Here is a 17,583-nt window from a genome sequence, read left to right on the forward strand (position 1 = left end):
GCCCGTGGATCTGAGGAGCTCGAGTGGTCCTGAAAGCGGAAGAGGCCGCAGCGTCGTACGTCAAGGGCAGTACCGAGACGCCTCTGCTCACCGAGACGATCGGCGCCAACCTCGACCGCACCGTGGCCGCGTTCGGAGACCGCGAGGCGCTGGTCGAGGTCGCCAGCGGACGGCGATGGACCTACCGGGAGTTCGAAACCGACACCCGGCGCGTCGCCAGCGGGCTGTTGGCGCTGGGCATCGGCGTGGGTGACCGCGTCGGGATCTGGTCACCGAACACCGCCGAGTGGACCCTGGTGCAGTACGCGACGGCCCGCATCGGCGCCATCCTTGTCACCATCAACCCGGCCTATCGGCTCGAGGAACTCGAGTACGTGCTGAAGCAATCCGGTGCGCGCACCGTCATCGCGGCGTCGTCGTTCAAGACCTCCGACTACCAAGCCATGCTCGCCGCCGTGGCCGACCAATGCCCGGAATTGCAGGAGGTGATCATCGTCGGATCGGCGGCCTGGAAATCTCTCGCAGAAACGCCGATCGACGACACGGCCCTGGGCGGCATCGCCGCAAAGCTCACACCACAAGACCCGATCAACATCCAATACACCTCGGGCACCACGGGATTCCCCAAGGGCGCGACGCTGACCCACAGCAACATCCTTAACAACGGTTTTTTTGTGGGGGAGGGGATCGGCTACACCGAGCGCGACCGGGTCTGCATTCCGGTGCCGTTCTACCACTGCTTCGGGATGGTGATGGGCAACCTGGCGTGTACCAGCCACGGCTCGACGATGGTGATTCCCGCACCGGGTTTCGACCCGGCGGCGACGCTGGCCGCGGTCTCGGCCGAACGGTGCACCTCGCTCTACGGGGTGCCGACCATGTTCATCGCCGAGTTGGCGCTGGCTGACCTCGACTCGTATGACCTGACCAGTTTGCGGACCGGGATCATGGCCGGCTCGCCGTGCCCGGAAGTGGTGATGACCCAGGTCATCGAACAGATGAACATGGGCGAGGTGGCCATCTGCTACGGCATGACCGAGACCTCGCCGGTCTCGACGCAGACCCGCCCCACCGACACGTTGACGCAGCGCACCAGCACGGCCGGAACGGCGGGCCCGCATCTGGAGATCAAGGTCGTCGACCCCGAGTCCGGGCAGATCGTGCCCCGCGGCGAACCCGGCGAACTGTGCACCCGCGGGTACAGCGTGATGGCCGGCTATTGGAACGACCCGAAGAAGACCGCGGAGGTGATCGACGCCGACGGGTGGATGCACACCGGGGACATCGCGGTCATGGACGACAGTGGTTATGTCGCGATCACGGGTCGGATCAAGGACATGGTGATCCGGGGCGGCGAGAATATCTATCCCCGCGAGATCGAGGAATTCCTCTACCAGCACCCCGACATCGTCGACGCCCAGGTGGTCGGGGTGCCCGACGAACGCTACGGCGAAGAGTTGATGGCGTGGCTGCGGATCAAGGAAGGCGCCGAGGCGCCGACCGCCGAATCGATCCGAGAGTTCTGTGCCGGCCGCATTGCGCACTACAAGATTCCGCGCCACGTCGCGGTGGTCGACGACTACCCGATGACCGTCACCGGCAAGGTCCGCAAGGTCGAGTTGCGGGAGCGGGCCGTGGAGCAGCTGCGCCGACAAGAAGAGTGACGACCGCCCCGTCCTGCGGAAACGTGTCCGACAGCTACGTTGTGGGCGCCAAGCTGGGTGCGCGGTGGCTCAACCCTCGAACGGTACCGGGGTAAACCGGTCTGCCGACCATATTGACGGAGTCGATAAAACCGTCCCGCCGCCTCGGCCGGGACTTGTAGCCTCTGCTGGATCTGGCCCGGAACCCCGCGGAGGTTGAGTCGTGACGACGGTTAAGCAGATTTGCCTCGGGATGGCGGTGGCCGGAGCGGTGGCCGGCGGATCGGTGGCCGGGGCCGCGGTGGCCTACGCGGAGCCCGCCGGCTCCGACTCGGATTCGTCATCTTCCACCGCGGATCGGCCCAGCGCCGCGGAGAAGCCGGCGCGGGACAAGTCGGCACGCGAGCCGCTCGGCGCGCTGAAGAAGGCTGCCGCCAAAGCGGGCATCACCAAACCGGGAATCAAGGTACGCCCGGACGTGCCCAAGCTCAGTGAGCGCTTCGCCGCCGCCGTCGAGGCCGCGCGCACCGCCAAGGACGGCGACCGGGACACGGCGCTGACCGCCAGATGGGGCCGCGACAGCGACGCCGCACCGCTGCGCGAGGTGTCCAAGATCTTCTCCCGGAAAATCGATTCCATCGTCGAGGCATCGGCCAAACCCCGCCGGACGGTCGATATTCGGGTCACCGACCGCGCGGCGGAGCTTCCGCGGCTCGCCGTGCACCGCGACGACGACATCTCCGAGGCGCTGACGGCGGTGACGGAACCGGCCACCACCTCACCGGCGCCGGCGCCGGTGACAATGCCGACGACGTTGGTGGCGCGCGCGGCGCAGTCGTTGCCCGCGCGGATCGCGGTGATGACCGCACCCAGGGCTCCGCTATCGCCGGCGCGGGTGCTGCGGTCGGTTCCCACGCCGTCGTCGCCGACGCCGCTGCTGCCGCTGACCGTGGCCGGCGCCAGTCCCGTCGTCGCGACCACCACCCGGCGCGCCACCGCGCAGGAGGCCGTCGTCCAAACCACCTCCGCCCCGACCCAACGCGTGCTGGTGATCGGCGTCGACGGCGTCAACCTGAGCAAGATCCTCGAGGATCCGGTGACCAACGATCAGTTCATCAGGATGATGAACAACGGGACCACCAGCGCCTCGACCATCGCCGGGCACACCACCATCTCGAACCCGTCGTGGACGACAATCCTGACCGGGGTGTGGGACAACAAGAGTGGCGTGATCAACAACATGTTCACCCCGCGGACCTACAACAAGTGGCCCACGGTGTTCGACCAGCTGGAGGGGGCCAACCCGGCGATTCGGACCAAGGTCATCGCCGACTGGGCGGTCATCACCGATATCGGCAACGCGGGCAGCCACGGCGCCGACGACGTCGTTCTGGTCCAGCAGGTCGCGGGCGACGACGACTGGTCGAAGACCGACGCCGAGGTCACCGCGGAGGCGGTCAAGTCCATCCTCGGCGCCGCTCCCGGTTACGAGGAAGTCCCCAATTTCATGTTCACCTACCTGGTGCAGGTCGACGAGGCGGGGCACGCCTACGGCGGCGACTCGGCCGAGTACGCCGCGGCGCTGGCCCGCACCGACGAGAACCTTGGCGCCATTCTGGACGCGGTGGCCGCCCGCGAGGCCGCGAGTTGCGCTGCCGGGGCCTGCGAGGAATGGACGGTGATCGTGGTCACCGACCATGGGCATCAGCCGCAGCAGGGTTTCGGTCACGGCTTCCAATCACCCAGGGAGACCTCGACTTTCGTCATCGTTGACGGTCCGGGATTCGGTGCGGGGGAGATGAACAACGCGTACACGATCGCCGACATCACGCCTACCGTGGTGAAACTGTTCGGCATCGAGCCCACCCGGGACGCCGACGGCGTGCCGTTGATGGACCGGGGCGCCACCCAGGTGGATCCCGTCGATCTGCAGGCGGCGCTGCAGGCGCAGATCGACTCCTACGGCTGGCCCGATCCGGTCACCACCCTGGCGTTGAGCGTGCGCACGGTCTTCGCGAGCATCCCCTACTTCGTGGACGACTTCACCAACCAGATCACCGACCTGCTGCAGGGCATCGTCGAGCAGGACATCGTCCTGGTCAGCGCACTGGCGGCGATCGCCGTGATCCCCGTGCAGTTCGTCGGCGCCGTGCTGTATGCGGTCACCGACTTCATCGCGCAGATCGTGGCCCGGCTGACCGGGGCCGGGGTCATCCCGCCGTCCAAGGCCCCGAACAACTCGGGGGATGCGTCGGTGCTCTTCGTGCCGGAGTACTCGATCGCGGTCTGACGTCGCTAGCCGGCGTCCTTGAGCCGCACCAGCCGCGTCGTAGAACTCTCGTCGAGTTCCACCTCGGGGCGCGAGCGCAGGAAGTCGCTGAACGACTTGTAGCCGAGGGCCTTCTCGCTGAACGACGGGTCCATCCGCTTCATCTGGGCCTTGACCGCCGAGTTGTGCAGCCAGTCGGCGTCGTCTTTTTCCAGCCCGATGCGCAGCGCGCGGGTCAGCAGGCCCGTGGCCGCGACCTGCGGGTCCGGTGGCGGCGGCTCCTCGGGCGCCTTCGCCGATCGGGTCGCGCGGCGGCGCTTCGGGGGTGCGGTGTCGTCGCTGTCGTCCGGGACCGGTGCGGGCTCGAACACCGGAACCCCCGGCAGCGCGTCGTAGGTGACGAACTCGTCGCAGGCCGCGGCCAGCGAACGGCTCGAGGAGCCGGCCACCCCGATGCCCACCACGTAGCGGCCCAGCCGTTTGCAGCGTTGCGCCAGCGCGATGTAGTCGGAATCGCCGCCGACGATCACCACGTGCGTCAGGTCGGGCAACCGGAACATGTCCTCGACGGCGTCGACCGCCAGCCGGATATCGGCGCCGTTCTTGCCGTAGGCCGCGGCCGGGAACAGCTGCACCAGGTCGACGGCGCGGCTCACCAGCTGATCGCGGTAATTGGCGTTGACCTCGGCGGACCAGTCGGCATAGGCGCGGGTCAGCACCAAGGTGCCGAACGACGAGGCGAAGTCGATGATCGCCCCAACGTCGACTTTGGCGCGTTCCAGCCGGTCGGGAAAGTCGGCCGAATCCTTGGCCTTGTCGCGCTGGAACGAGTTGCGACCGTTCACCTGGTCGTATCGGGAGATCACGATGTTGTCGAAGTCGAGGTACACCGCGACGCGCGTCACACCGTTGTCGGTCATGGGATCCAGTCTGATCGATGAAGTGCGGGTAGTGTTGGGGTGTTGATAAACCAGCCAGTCCGGAGCGTCGTATCGCACCTGCAGCGTCGCGAGCATCCGCTCGGAGCCGGGCACGACCAACATAGCCCAGTTTTCGCTGCGGTCCGACAGCCCAGAGGTGTCTCTGCGTACCAGTCAGAGCGCCGACCCACCTCCCGCTGAACATTCAGGACAGACATGGCCATCACCGACGTTTCCCTCTACGCACACCTGAGCCGCACAGACATCGAGTCGCTCGGTGCCGAATTGGATTCGATCCGCCAGGACGTCGAGGACTCCCTCGGCGCGCGCGACGCTGCCTACATCAACCGCGCGATCCGATTCCAACGGGTGCTCGACACCGCGTCGCGACTGCTGCTGGTCTTCGGCCGCTCCAAGACCACCTGGGCGCTGGGCACCGCGGGGTTGGCGGCGGCGAAAACCGTCGAGAACATGGAACTCGGGCACAACATCTCGCACGGCCAGTGGGATTGGATGAACGACCCCGAGATCCACTCCAATACCTGGGAGTGGGACATGTTCGGGTTGTCGTCGCAGTGGCGGTACTCGCACAACTACCGCCACCACGTGTACACCAACGTCCACGGCGTCGACGACGACCTGGGCTTCGGGATCATGCGGGTTTCCCGCGACGAGCCGTGGAAACGCAAGTGGCTGTTGCAACCGGTGCGCAACGTGTTGCTGGCGCTCGTCTTCGAGTGGGGCATCGCGATGCACGGCCTGCACGCGGTGCACGACCGCGCCGCGACCGATACCGAAAGATCCGCCCAGACGAAAGCGATGCTGCGCAAGGCGCGCCGTCAGCTGGTCAAGGATTACCTGCTGATGCCGGCGCTGAGCGGCAAACGCTGGCGTCGCACGCTGACGGGGAACGCGGCGGCCAATGTGCTGCGCAACCTGTGGACCTACGCGGTGATCTTCTGCGGGCATTTCCCCGACGGCGCCGAGAAGTTCACCGAAGCGGCGCTGGCCGACGAGACCAAGGCCGACTGGTATCTGCGGCAGATGCTGGGGACGGCGAACTTCAACGCCGGACCGGTGCTGGCCTTCGCCAGCGGCAACCTGTGCTACCAGATCGAGCACCACCTGTTCCCGGATCTGCCGAGCAATCGGTACGCCCAGATCGCCGAGCGCGTGCGCGCCCTCTGCGACAAATACGATCTGCCTTACACCACGGGATCCTTTGCGCGCCAGTTCATTTTGACTCAGCGCACCATCCTCAAGTTGGCACTGCCCGACCGCTATCTGCGCGCCACCGCCGACGATGCACCGGAGACGGCCTCGGAGCGCAGGTTTTTCCCGACGGTTTCCGGCGGCGACCGCACCGCGGTCGCGAAGGGCGCGCCCATGCTCCCCGCCGGGATCCACCGGCCCACCGCACGGCGCTGACGGCGCCGACCGTAGCCTTCTGGCGTGACCGTGATCGACCCTGACCAGCTCAAAGTGTGCCTGCGGGTGCTCGCCGAGATCGAATCGCTGCCGCCCGAGCATCCCGATGCCGTCGCGGTGCGCCGTGCCACCGCGAGCCTGTGGAAGTCGGTGAAGATCGCGCGCCGCCACGCCAAACGTGACGCGGTGGCCGCCGCCGACAAGGCCGTCACCGCGGCCACCGCCACCGGGGCGCCCGGCCGCATCGACGACGAGACCCAGGGGCTGCCGCTGGTGTCGACCGCGGTCGGCGCCACCGCCGGCACGTTGCTGCGCTCGCGTGCCTGCTACACCTGCAAGGCCCGCTACACCGTGGTGGACGCGTTCTACCACCAGCTGTGTCCGCGATGCGCGACGTTCAACCGCGGCAAACGCGACGCCCGCACCGACCTGACCGGCCGCAGCGCTCTGCTCACCGGCGGGCGGGCGAAGATCGGCATGTACATCGCGCTGCGGCTGCTGCGCGACGGCGCCCACACCACCATCACCACCCGGTTCCCCAACGACGCGGTGCGCCGGTTTGCGGGCATGGCGGACAGCGCCGACTGGCTGCACCGGCTGCGGGTGGTGGGGATCGATCTGCGGGACCCGGCGCAGGTCGTGGCGCTGGCCGACAATGTCGCCGAGCGCGGCCCGCTGGACATCCTGATCAACAACGCCGCGCAGACCGTGCGCCGCCCGCCCGGCTCGTACGTCGCCCTCGTCGAGGCCGAACGCACCCCGGCCCCGGAACTGGTGGATGTCGTCACCTTCGACCACGTCAGCGACGCGCACCCGGCCGCGCTGGCCGGCAGCCTGGCCGAGCACCAGCGGCCGCACGCGCTGACCGAGTTGGCGCTGGTGGCGCGCAGTGCCTCGCCGGAGCGGATCGCCGCCGGCACCGCCATCGATGCCGGCGGGTTGCTGCCCGACACGGCCGCGGTCAACAGTTGGACCCAGCGGGTGGACGAGGTCGATCCGTTGGAGCTGCTGGAGGTGCAGCTGTGCAACCAGACCGCGCCGTTCATTTTGATCAGCCGGCTGCGCCCGGCCCTGGCGGCCTCGGCGGCGCGACGCAAGTACGTGGTGAACGTCTCGGCGATGGAGGGCCAGTTCAGCCGCGAGTACAAGGGCCCCGGGCATCCGCACACCAACATGGCCAAGGCCGCGTTGAACATGCTGACCCGCACCAGCGCGAAGGAGATGCTGGAGAGCGACGGCATTCTGATGACCGCCGTCGACACCGGCTGGATCACCGACGAGCGGCCGCACCCGACGAAGCTGCGGCTGGCCGAGGAGGGCTTCCACGCGCCGCTGGATCTGGTCGACGGCGCGGCCCGGGTGTACGACCCGATTGTGCAAGGGGAGGCCGGCGAGGATCTGTACGGCTGCTTCCTGAAGGACTATTCGGTGGGCAACTGGTAGGGCGTGTAAAGCGCGCGGACGCAGGGTATCCCCGCGGGCATGCGGCTCAAGCGCAGTGTGTTGACCTCGCCGGGGATCACCCGACGGCGATGCGGAAAAGGTTTCGCCTACTCCGGTCCCGACGGCTCCGCGCTCACCGATGAGGCGACGCTGCAGCGGATCAAGGATTTGGTGATCCCGCCGGCGTGGAAGAAGGTGTGGATCAGTCCGTTCCCCAACGGGCACATTCAGGCCGTCGGCACCGACGTCGCGGGCCGCCGGCAGTACCTGTATCACGAACGCTGGCAACAGGAGCGCGCCGAGGAGAAATTCGACCGGGTCCTGGAGATGTCCAAGCAGCTGCCGGCCTGGCGCGAGCGGATCGCCGAGGACCTGGGCGGCAAGGGGCTGAGCCGCGAGCGGGTGCTGGCGTTGGCGTTGCACCTGCTGGACCGCGGCTACTTCCGCGCCGGCGGCGAGCAGTACGCCGAGGAGAACGAGTCCTACGGGATCGCCACGCTGTTGTGCGAGCATGTCAACGTGCGCGGGGCCGCGGTGGTCTTCGATTATCCCGCCAAGAGTGGGGTGCAGCGCACGTTGGAGTTGGAGGACCCCGAGGTGGCGCGGGCGGTCAAGGCGTTGCTGCGGCGGGGGAGTCGCTCCGAGCGGTTGCTGGTGTGCCGGGCGGCCAAGGGCTGGACCGATATTCGCGCCGACGACCTCAACGCCCGCTTCAAGGAAATGGTCGGCGCGGAGTACAGCGTCAAGGATCTGCGTACCTGGCACGGCACGGTGCTGGCGGCCGCGGCGTTCGTCGACGCCGACCCGGCCGCCTCGAAGCGGCAGGTGAAGAAGATCGAGGCCGCGGTCATGAAGGAGGTGGCCGAGGAGTTGGGCAACACCCCGGCGGTGGCCCGCGGCTCGTATGTCGATCCGCGGGTGGTGGCCGGCTACGAGCAGGGCCTGACGATCGGGCACGCCGGTCGGCGCGCCGCGCGAGAGTCCGATCCGGATGCCGCGCAGGCGATCCTGGAGAAGGCGACGCGCGCGTTGATCACCAAGGTCGGCAAGGGCAGTGCGGCCTCGCGGCGCCCGCAGGGGACGGCGGTGGGGAAAGCGGCCTGATTGTCGCGTCCGCTCCTATCGCCAGTGCCAGACGCCGCGCCGCACCACCCAGTTTCCCGGCGATGGCATCGCCGCCGGGTCGGGCGACTTGCCCCGGTCCGACTCCGATGGTCGCTGCCCGCGGCCGCCGGACGATGAGTCGAGAAGCTGGCGCGCCCTGCGTAGCAGCGCACGTCGAGGCCGATCGAGGCGAGCCTCGAAGGGCCCGGCCTCGGCAACGATCTGAGCAAAGCGTTGCGAGAGCTGCTCGCAGGTCATGCCGAACCGCGGCAACGCCTCCTCCGGGTCGGGGCCACCGAACGGTGCCCAACTGACTACGAACTCGAGTATCTCCCAGTCGATTTGATCGACACGGGGGATCGCACCACCCGGCGGTGCCAAGGACCTGACACCGGCGCGGGTGGTGGACTGATCGGTGGGCTTCTTCACGCCCTCGGCGGGGCTTGACGGCGCAGGGATCCGATGACCAGCCGGGACTTGGCGAGCTCGGTGGCTTCCTCCTCTGTCGCTTGCTCGCTGATCCGCAGAAAGTCCCGGATCTCCTGGTGCACGCGGGGGTCGTGCGGTAGCAGTGTCTCGACTACGGCGGCCACCCGTTCGTCGAGGCCCGCAGCGTCGACCGACTCCGAAATGATGTCCAGTTCGGCGGCCCGGGCCGCCGAGATCGCAGCACCGGTCGCGGTGAGCCGAAACGCCTCCCGACGTCCGACCAGCTGTGGCAGCCAGGCTAATACCAGTACGGGCGCCAGGCCGATGTTCACTTCGGGAAACGAGAACTTCGCGGTGGAGGCGGCGAGGGCGATGTCGGACAGCGCGGCCAGGCCCACACCGAAACCGGCCGCGTCGCCCTGCACCTTGGCTATCGACACGAGGCGGGTGTTGCGGAGGGCTTGGTTCACCGCGACCAGCCGCTCCACCTCGCCGGGCAGCTCGTGCACTGTCGCCGCGCTGCGTTCCCGGCCCAGGCAGAACGACTCTGCGTTGGACTCGATCACCACGACGTGCGCCGAATCCGGTGGCGAGTTCAACAGTTCGGCAAAGCGGTCGCAGTCGTCGAGGGAGATCAGGCCGTCGGCCGACAACGGCAGCGTCACCCGCAGGACACCGTCAGTCAGCGTCGCGATCGATTCGATATTCAGCGTCATGGTCATCTGTCCTTAGTTCAACCGGTCCTGGCCCACACCCGCGTACCAGTCGACATAGTCGGGGGCGGTTCTGATGGTCACGCTGCGCACCTGGGTGAAGTCGTGGAACGACTCCCAGCCGCCTTCGCGGCCCTGCCCGCTGTCACGCACGCCGCCCCAGGGTGAGCTGGGATCGAGCCGGTGATGGTCGTTGACCCACACGATGCCCTGCTCGAGCCGGCCGGCGACCCGGTGAGCCCGCGCGACGTCGCCGGTCCAAATCGAGGAGCCCAGACCGAAGTCCGAATCGTTGGCCATGGCGATGGCCTCGTCCTCGGTGTCGAAGGGGATGACCACGAGCACCGGACCGAAGATCTCCTCCCGGGCAATCCGCATGTCGTTGCGGATGCCGGTGAGCACGGTCGGCTTGACGAAGTAGCCATCGAGGCCGGGGATCTGGGCCGCCTCGCCGCCGGTCGCCACGACACCACCCTCCTCGACGCCCAACGCGACGTAGTCGAGAATGCGACGCCGCGCCTTTTCCGAAATGACCGGTCCCAGCTGGGTATCCGCGCGGGCGGGGTCGCCGATGCGGATCGACTCGGCCTGCGCGACCAGGCGTTCGACAAACTCGTCATGGATGCTCGACTGCACAATGAGGCGGGTGCCCGCGATGCAGGTCTGACCCGCCCCGACGAAACCGCCGAACGCGGTGCCCCGCGCCGACACCTCGGTGGGGAGGTCGTCGAACACCAGCACCGGAGACTTGCCGCCGAGTTCCAGGGTGGAGCGGGCGAACCGGCTCGCGGTGGCCACTGCGATCGAGCGTCCCGGCTCGGTTCCCCCGGTGAACACCACCTTCTTGACCAGCGGATGCTCCACCAGCGCAACGCCGGCGGTGGGTCCCGGACCGGGGACGACGTTGAGCACCCCGTCCGGAATCCCGGCTTCGGTGGCCAGCCGCCCGATCACCAACGCGGTCAGCGGCGTCTGTTCGGAAGGCTTGAGCACCACACTGTTTCCGGTGGCCAGCGCCGGCGCGAGGCTCTTGGAGGCGATCATCAGCGGATGGTTGAAGGACGACAGAATTCCGACCACGCCGAGCGGGAAACGGCTGGTGTAGGAGTGGTAGGGCCCGGCCATCGGTACCACGGACGTCCGGTCGGCCAGCAACAACGCGGCGTTGTAGCGGTACCACCCGGAGAGACGGTTGATCTGGGCCTTGGTCTCGGTGATCGGCCGGCCGTTGTTGAGGGTCTCGAGCTGGTACAGCTCTTCCATGTTCTCCTCGATGAGATCGGAGAACCGGTTCAGGACGCGGGCTCGTTCGTGAATCGAGGCGTCGCGCCATACGCCCGAGTCGAAGGCGGCCTGCGCCGCGCGGACGGCGTCGTCAATGTCCTGTTCGTTGGCGCTGTGGCAGCGGGCGAACACGTGTCCGGTCGCCGGGTTGATCACGTCCAGGATGTCGCTTCGGCCCTCGGCCTCGCGGCCACCGATGAGAAGACGATGGAGATTGGCTTGCTTCACTTGTCACTTGCTTTCTGTGTCTTGCAGTGCTGGCGTTCGGTGGCGGTCGCCGGGTCAGCTGTCGGTCTGCAGCACGATCTCGAGGGCCAGGTGCGCGGATGCGCCGATGTTGGGCGATGTCGTCACGGCAACCGGCTGGGTCTGGCTGTCCAGCAATGCTCTGCCGAACGGGAAGACGTCTTCGTTGTTCGGCAGGAATGCGTGCACCTTGATAGCTCGCGCCGACGGCCCGGCTTGCGCGGCAGCGTGCGCCAGCGCCTCTCGGACCGCCGTCTCGACGGCGTGCCGGCGGTCGCCAGGGTGCTCCACGACGTCGATGTCGAGATCGGCCAGGACGAACGTCGTTTTGGCCGCACCGCTGAGCGAAAGGCGTTCCCCGACAACAGGTGCCGATCCATTGCCGATGGTCCGTCGGTACTGCGGTGTACCCGATCGGACGGCGATGACGTCGATCTCGATCAGGGCTCCACCGGTGAGCAGCTCGTCGACCCCGATGATCGTGCAGGGCGGGGGTGTGCCGTCGAACCGCTCCTGCCAGAGCCGTTCGAAGACTGGGGCGTCGTCGAGATCCTTGAGGAAGACCTGGACGCGCACGACATGGTCCCAGTCGCCGCCGGCGTCTTCGAGCAGCGTGTTGCAGATCCCGATGGTGTAGTTCGCTTGCGCGATGATCGGTGAGACATGGTGCGGGAAGTGCGAACTCACCTGGGCGTTGGGCGCCAGGCCGGTGGCACCAAAGTCGGTGGGCAGTTGGCCGGCCAGGAACAGCCAGTCACCGGCTCCGACGCAGGCCGTGTAGTTGGCCAGCGGTTTCGGTAGCCGGGGGCTGTCCAGCGGTCGGACCTCGACCACATCGGGAAGCGCGGCGATGATGTCGACAGAGACCAGCGCGCCCGGCACCGGAAGCCGGTCTGCGCCCACACCGACGGTGCTCCGGGGTGGCGGCACCGGGAAGAACCTCTTCCACACTTGGTCGAAGGCGTCGAACAGTCGGCAGTCGGCGATGAACACCTGCGTCTTAACGACGTCCTGCAACCCGATTCCGCGCGTGCCGAGCAGGCGGGCGGCCTTTTCCAGCAGATGGGTGGTCTGCTTCTGGATTTCCGAGCCGTAGTACGGGAATTCGGTGGACATGGTGGCTTCTGCGGGGATCCCGGTACCGGGGTCGGCGGCGGTCAGTCCGGACAGGAAGACCAGCCCGTCGGACACGGCGACCTGCTCATCGAGAATGTTCTCCACCGAGCTCGGGTCAGTGGCTTGAAGCGACATTAATCCCACCTCCTGTCGGGGCATCGCCCCGGGGTTGATACTTGTTGTGCCTGTGGTTCGTTGTGCGTCTGTCCGGCTGCTCGCCTGGGCTATTCGGCATCGTCCATTCCGAAGAACAGCCGGCGCAGCCCCTCGTCATCAAGGACATCGGCGACGTCCTGCTCGTCGCCGATGCGCCCGCCTTGCATGATGTAGACGCGGTCGCAGTGCGGCAGGATGACGGCCGGGTTCTCCTCGACCACCCAGAGCACCCCGACTCCGCCGCTGGTCGCCTCGTCCACCCGGGCGATCAGTTCCTGGACGATCGCGGGCGCCAGCCCGGTGGTGGGCTCGTCGAGCGCCAGGAACTGCGGCTCGGTAGCCAGGGCGCCGGCGACGGCGAGCATCTGGCGTTCGCCGCCCGACAGGGTGGATGCGCTCATGCGGCGCCGTTTGGCTAGTGCCGGAAAGCGTTCGAATGCCAGGTCCAGACCCGGATCCAGCTGGTTGCGGCGCGCGGGAAGCAGCGCGACCCGCAGGTTCTCCTCGACGGTGAGGTTGGGAAATGTGTTGCTCCCCTGTGGAACATAGGCCATGCCCCGGCGGACCAACTGTGCGGTGGGGATGGTCCCGATGTCGGAATCGCGGTACCGGATGATGCCTTCCAGCGGTTTGACGAGCTGGAAGAGCGACTTGAGTAAGGTGGACTTTCCCGCCCCGTTCGGCCCCACCAGCGCGACGGTCTCATTGGGTTGCACGGTGAGCGAAACGCCATGAATGACTGGAAGTTTTGCGTAACCGGCGGTGAGGTCCTGCACGCTGAGCAGCGTCATTGTTTGCTCCCGAGGTAGATCTCCGCGACCGTCGGATGCTCGGCGATCTCCTGCGGAGTTCCGGCTGCCACCACCTGGCCTTCGGCCATCACGTAGACGTAGTCGGAGACGGCGAACACGAACTGGATGTTGTGGTCGATGATCAGCAAGGTGATGTCGCGCTCCCGCAGATCGGCGACTTGTTCGGCGAGCCGGCCGATACCGCTGGGGGCGACGCCGGCGGCGGGCTCGTCGAGCAGCAGCATCCGCGGCTGCACCATGAGCAGTCGGGCGAAGTCCACCAGCTTGGTCTCACCGGCGGTGAGGTCTTCCAGCCGTTGGTCTTTCACCGCTGTCAGACCCAACTCATCGAGCAGGGTCTCGGCGCGGTGGCTGGTCTCTCGTTCCAGCTCCCGCCAGGCCCTGCGCCGGAACAGCGCGTACGCCAGGGATTCGGCCCTGCCCGCGCCGGCGGTCATGAGGTTCTCCCAGACGCTGAGCAGCGGGAAACCGACCGGCGTCTGGAAGGACCGGACCATTCCACGTTGCGCGATGCGCCACGCGGGCAGCTTCTCGATGTGCTCACCGAACAGGTGGATTCCCCCTGTGTCGGTCTGGTCGAAGCCGGTGAGAACGTTGAACAAGGTGGTTTTGCCGGCGCCGTTGGGGCCGATGATCGCGGTAATCGTGCCCTTTCGGGCTTCGATCGACACGTCGTCGACGGCCACCACGCCGCCGAAGGCCTTGCGGACGCGGTCCACCTTGAGCGCTGTCGTCGTGCTCATCGCGATGCCGCCTCTCGTCGTCGGCGCAGCAATCGGCCCGGCCCGAGGTCGGCGGAGGTGAGTTGGAACGACGAGCGCTCCCTGACCAGGCCGGTCGGGCGGAACCGCAGGACCAGGATGAGAAGAAGACCGAGGATAACCGGCCGGGTTGCGGCGAGCATCTGGGCGTACTCGGCCGAACCCTGCAGGAAGGTAAGCAGTTCGGTGCTCACGATGAGCAGGCTCGCGCCGAGTACCGGCCCGCTGCGGCTACCGATGCCGCCGATGACCAGCGCGGTCCAGACCACGAACGTCATCTCCGAGACGAACAGCGACGGAACGACACTGCGGACGTGCCAGAGATACAGTGGCGCAATCAATCCGATGAGCGCCCCGGCGAAGACGTAGGTGATGATGCGGTAGCGCACCACCCGTTTGCCCAAGGATTTGGCCACCGGTTCGTTGTCGCGGGCGGCCCGCAGCAACCGCACATAAGGGGTCTTGGACAGCCGGTTCATCAGCAGGAAGATCACCAGCACCACCGCGGCGGTCATCGCCAGCAGTACCCATCGATAGGAACCGGGCGGGACCAGGTCGCTGAAGGGGCGGTCGATCGAGGAGAAGCCGGTGGTGCCCCGCGTCAGCTTGGTTTCGCTGACTGCGATCTGGTGGATGACTTCGGCGAACGCCAGCGTGGTGATGAGGAAGAATTCGCCCCGCAGCCGGATCGAGGGCACCGCGATGATCAACGCCACCAACGCCGTCACCGCCATCGCAGCGATCACACCCACCGGGATCGGCAGACCCGGCGAGATCAACAGGCCGGTGGTGGTCCGCGTCTGGGTGAGCAGGATGTAGGTGTAGCCGGCCACGGCGACCAGGCCGGCGACCCCGAGGTCCCACATCCCGGCCCAGCCGGCCACGAGGTTGAGCACCATGGCGAGGGCGGCGTAGATCCCGGCAAGGGTGAGTACCCCGACGAGGAAGATGATCAGTGAGCTCATCAGGCAGCCTGCTTTCTTTGCCGGACGCTGAATAACCCGCTTGGTCGCACGAGCAGGACGATGATCAAGGCCGCGAACGCGACCACGGTGCGGTACGACGTCGGGATCAGCAGCGAGGACAGATCCATGGCCAGGCCCAGCATCAAGCTGGCGACGATCACCCCGTAGGTGCTGCCGAGGCCACCGAGGACGGCCGCGGCAAGAATCAGAATGATGTTCTGCCAGCCCAGTTCAGGCCCGACGGACCCGATGATGCCGATCATCACCCCGGCCAGGCCCGCCAGGAAACCGGCGATGAACCACACCTGATACGAGACGGCTCGGGTGGAGATGCCGCGGATCTGGGCCAGGTCGGCGTTGCCGGCCACCGCCCGGATCGAGACCCCCGCGGAGGTCTTGGTGAGGAAGAGGTGCAGGGCGAGGATCGACACTGCGGCGGTGGCGATGATCGCGAGTTCGCCGAAGGACACCTCGACCCCGAGCACCCGGTAGGTCTGCCCGAAAGTAACCGGGAAGTGCTGCAGGTTCGCGCCGAATACCATCACCAACAAGCCGTAGACGACATAGGCGACACCCACGGACGAAAACAGTTGGACGAGTGCACCTTTCTGGCGAATCGGCTCGAAGATGACGATCGACAGGGCTACCGCGACGACTCCGGTGGTGAGCGCGGCGAACAAGGCGGCCGCCCAGACGGGCAGGCCCCAGTCGCGGCAGGCCAGCAGTCCGAGGAACGCGGCCAGTGCCAGGAACTGGCCGTGCGCGATGTTCAGGAATCCCTCGGTCTGGCGCACCATCGAGAATCCGACGGTGGCCATTGCGAGGATGCTGCCGGTCACCAAGCCGAATATCAGGTATTGCACAGCGTTGCCTCTCGGAGGTCGAATGAGGACTGTTGCGGCGCGTTGGGACCGCCGGCGGAACGGATGTGGTCCGTGCCGCCAGCAGCCAACGCCGGGTGGATGCGCGCGTTCAGCGCGTCAGCGGTCCAGCACGTCCCGCAGTTCCGGGTCAAGATTCAACGTGTTCACCTGCCGCCAGGCGCCGTCGACGATGAACTGCTCACCGAACAGCGGAGAGGCGAGGTTGCCGAACTCGTTGAGTTCCAGGGTGCCCGAGGCGCCGTCGTAGTTGATCTCGTTGCCCGCCTCGAGTTCCCGCACCCCGTCGGCGTACGAATACACCGTGGTGCCACCGGAATTGAGAACCTGCGGGATGGCTTCGGCGATGGCCGCACCATCGGTGCTCTGCGCCTTGGTGATGGCCAGCGCCAACGCGATGTACTGGTCGTACTGGTTGGCGTCGTAGACACCCGGGGACGGGTCGTAGCCGGTTGAGGCGTTGAAGCGTTCGGCGAAGCTCAGGTACGCCGGTGAGTCGACGTCGTAGGCGGCGATCGCTCCGACCGCAACCCCGTCTTCCAGATCGGGCATCAGGCCGCCGATCGGCGGGGTGACCAGATCCGGTGACACGTAGAACTTTCCGCCGTAGCCGCGGCGTTGCCACTCGCGGAAGATCACCGAGGCGGCCTCGTGCCCTGCGGCCAGGTAGATGGCGTCGGGCTTGGATTCGAAGGCTTTGAGCAGTTCGGCCTGGTAGGACGAGCGTCCGGGGTTGAAGCGGATGTCGGCAACGATCTCGCCGTCGGTGCCCTCGTCGAAGACCTTCTTGAAGACGTCGGCCGGCTCCGACATGCCCTCGGTGTTCTGGGCCATGATCGCGACCCGCTTGACACCTTCATCGCGGGCGAACTGTGCGGCAATGGTGCCGCCGTCGCTGTCGGATCCCGTGATGCGCCACAGGTATTCACCGGCCAGGGTGTCCAGTTCAGCGGAACCGCAGCCGGGGCAGAACACCGGGATCTGCTGCTCGATCGCGCTGTCGAGGATGGCGAGACCGCCCGTCGACTCGACGCCGCCGATCGCGACGACCTTCTCGACATCGGCCAGGCGGGAGAAGCCCTGCACCGCGCCTTCCACCGTCGAGAGGTTGTCGGCGGTGACCAAGACGGCATCCTTGCCTAATACGCCTCCGTTGGCGTTGATCTCATCGATCGCGATGGTCACCGCGGCCTGGGAGGGTTCGTAGTAGGACGAGTAGTCCCCGGTGATGCCGTTGAGCCAACCGAACTTGACGACATCGGCGTTGTCGTTGGTGCTGGCTCCGCCGCAGGCGGTCAGCGCCAGCGCCGCACTGCTCAATAAGGCCAACGCGCCTTTTCGTGTGATCACAGCCGTTCCCTTCCACTCTTCATAACCGCGCGCACGCGTATGCCGACCGCTGGATGCGATGGA

Annotated in this window: 15 protein-coding genes; 5 read left to right on the plus strand and 10 right to left on the minus strand. The window is 67.0% G+C overall.

The annotated features are described in order from the left end of the window. The first annotated feature begins 29 nt into the window (after positions 1–29). A complete protein-coding gene (locus RCP80_RS09155; RefSeq protein ID WP_373693516.1) occupies positions 30–1,664 on the plus strand; it encodes an AMP-binding protein in 1,635 nt (544 codons plus the stop codon). 202 nt (positions 1,665–1,866) lie between these two features. Then, positions 1,867–3,933 (plus strand): alkaline phosphatase family protein, encoded by a 2,067-nt coding sequence (locus RCP80_RS09160; RefSeq protein WP_308482029.1) that lies wholly within the window; start codon positions 1,867–1,869, stop codon positions 3,931–3,933. 5 nt (positions 3,934–3,938) lie between these two features. Here RCP80_RS09160 and RCP80_RS09165 read toward each other — a convergent pair whose 3' ends face one another. After that, complete coding sequence (locus RCP80_RS09165; protein ID WP_308482030.1) at positions 3,939–4,832, minus strand: NYN domain-containing protein; 894 nt, start codon at positions 4,830–4,832, stop codon at positions 3,939–3,941. A 216-nt stretch (positions 4,833–5,048) separates the two neighbouring features. Between RCP80_RS09165 and RCP80_RS09170 the strand changes: the two genes are divergently transcribed. The 3 genes from RCP80_RS09170 to RCP80_RS09180 are packed head-to-tail and all read left to right on the plus strand — an operon-like array spanning position 5,049 to position 8,807. Further along, positions 5,049–6,260: a fatty acid desaturase family protein gene (locus tag RCP80_RS09170; protein ID WP_308482031.1), complete on the plus strand. Its 1,212-nt coding sequence runs from the start codon at positions 5,049–5,051 to the stop codon at positions 6,258–6,260. A 24-nt stretch (positions 6,261–6,284) separates the two neighbouring features. After that, entirely contained in the window at positions 6,285–7,703 is a 1,419-nt protein-coding gene (locus RCP80_RS09175; protein WP_308482032.1) for an SDR family oxidoreductase, read from the plus strand. Positions 7,704–7,742: 39 nt separating this feature from the next. After that, on the plus strand, positions 7,743–8,807 hold the full coding sequence (locus RCP80_RS09180) for a DNA topoisomerase IB (RefSeq protein ID WP_308482033.1): 1,065 nt from the start codon (positions 7,743–7,745) through the stop codon (positions 8,805–8,807). Positions 8,808–8,822: 15 nt separating this feature from the next. Here RCP80_RS09180 and RCP80_RS09185 read toward each other — a convergent pair whose 3' ends face one another. The 9 genes from RCP80_RS09185 to RCP80_RS09225 form a co-directional block, all read right to left on the minus strand. Continuing rightward, a complete protein-coding gene (locus tag RCP80_RS09185) occupies positions 8,823–9,236 on the minus strand; it encodes a hypothetical protein (RefSeq protein WP_308482034.1) in 414 nt (137 codons plus the stop codon). Next, entirely contained in the window at positions 9,233–9,952 is a 720-nt protein-coding gene (locus tag RCP80_RS09190) for an enoyl-CoA hydratase/isomerase family protein (protein ID WP_308482035.1), read from the minus strand. The genes RCP80_RS09185 and RCP80_RS09190 overlap by 4 nt, the downstream gene beginning before the upstream one ends. A gap of 12 nt (positions 9,953–9,964) precedes the next feature. Then, positions 9,965–11,461, minus strand: a complete 1,497-nt coding sequence (locus tag RCP80_RS09195) for an aldehyde dehydrogenase (RefSeq protein WP_308482036.1) — start codon at positions 11,459–11,461, stop codon at positions 9,965–9,967. A gap of 54 nt (positions 11,462–11,515) precedes the next feature. Next, positions 11,516–12,730: a RidA family protein gene (locus RCP80_RS09200; RefSeq protein WP_308482037.1), complete on the minus strand. Its 1,215-nt coding sequence runs from the start codon at positions 12,728–12,730 to the stop codon at positions 11,516–11,518. An 89-nt stretch (positions 12,731–12,819) separates the two neighbouring features. Continuing rightward, positions 12,820–13,542 (minus strand): ABC transporter ATP-binding protein, encoded by a 723-nt coding sequence (locus RCP80_RS09205; protein WP_308482038.1) that lies wholly within the window; start codon positions 13,540–13,542, stop codon positions 12,820–12,822. Next, positions 13,539–14,306, minus strand: coding sequence for an ABC transporter ATP-binding protein (locus RCP80_RS09210; protein ID WP_308482039.1), 768 nt, complete (start codon positions 14,304–14,306; stop codon positions 13,539–13,541). Before RCP80_RS09210 ends, RCP80_RS09205 begins: the two co-directional genes overlap by 4 nt. Next, positions 14,303–15,289, minus strand: coding sequence for a branched-chain amino acid ABC transporter permease (locus RCP80_RS09215; protein ID WP_308482040.1), 987 nt, complete (start codon positions 15,287–15,289; stop codon positions 14,303–14,305). The genes RCP80_RS09210 and RCP80_RS09215 overlap by 4 nt, the downstream gene beginning before the upstream one ends. After that, positions 15,289–16,152, minus strand: coding sequence for a branched-chain amino acid ABC transporter permease (locus tag RCP80_RS09220; RefSeq protein WP_308482041.1), 864 nt, complete (start codon positions 16,150–16,152; stop codon positions 15,289–15,291). Before RCP80_RS09220 ends, RCP80_RS09215 begins: the two co-directional genes overlap by 1 nt. Positions 16,153–16,269: 117 nt before the next feature. Then, positions 16,270–17,490, minus strand: coding sequence for an ABC transporter substrate-binding protein (locus tag RCP80_RS09225; protein WP_308482042.1), 1,221 nt, complete (start codon positions 17,488–17,490; stop codon positions 16,270–16,272). Positions 17,491–17,583: the final 93 nt, after the last annotated feature.

The organism is Mycolicibacterium sp. MU0053 (genome assembly GCF_963378095.1).
Classification (GTDB): domain Bacteria; phylum Actinomycetota; class Actinomycetes; order Mycobacteriales; family Mycobacteriaceae; genus Mycobacterium; species Mycobacterium burgundiense.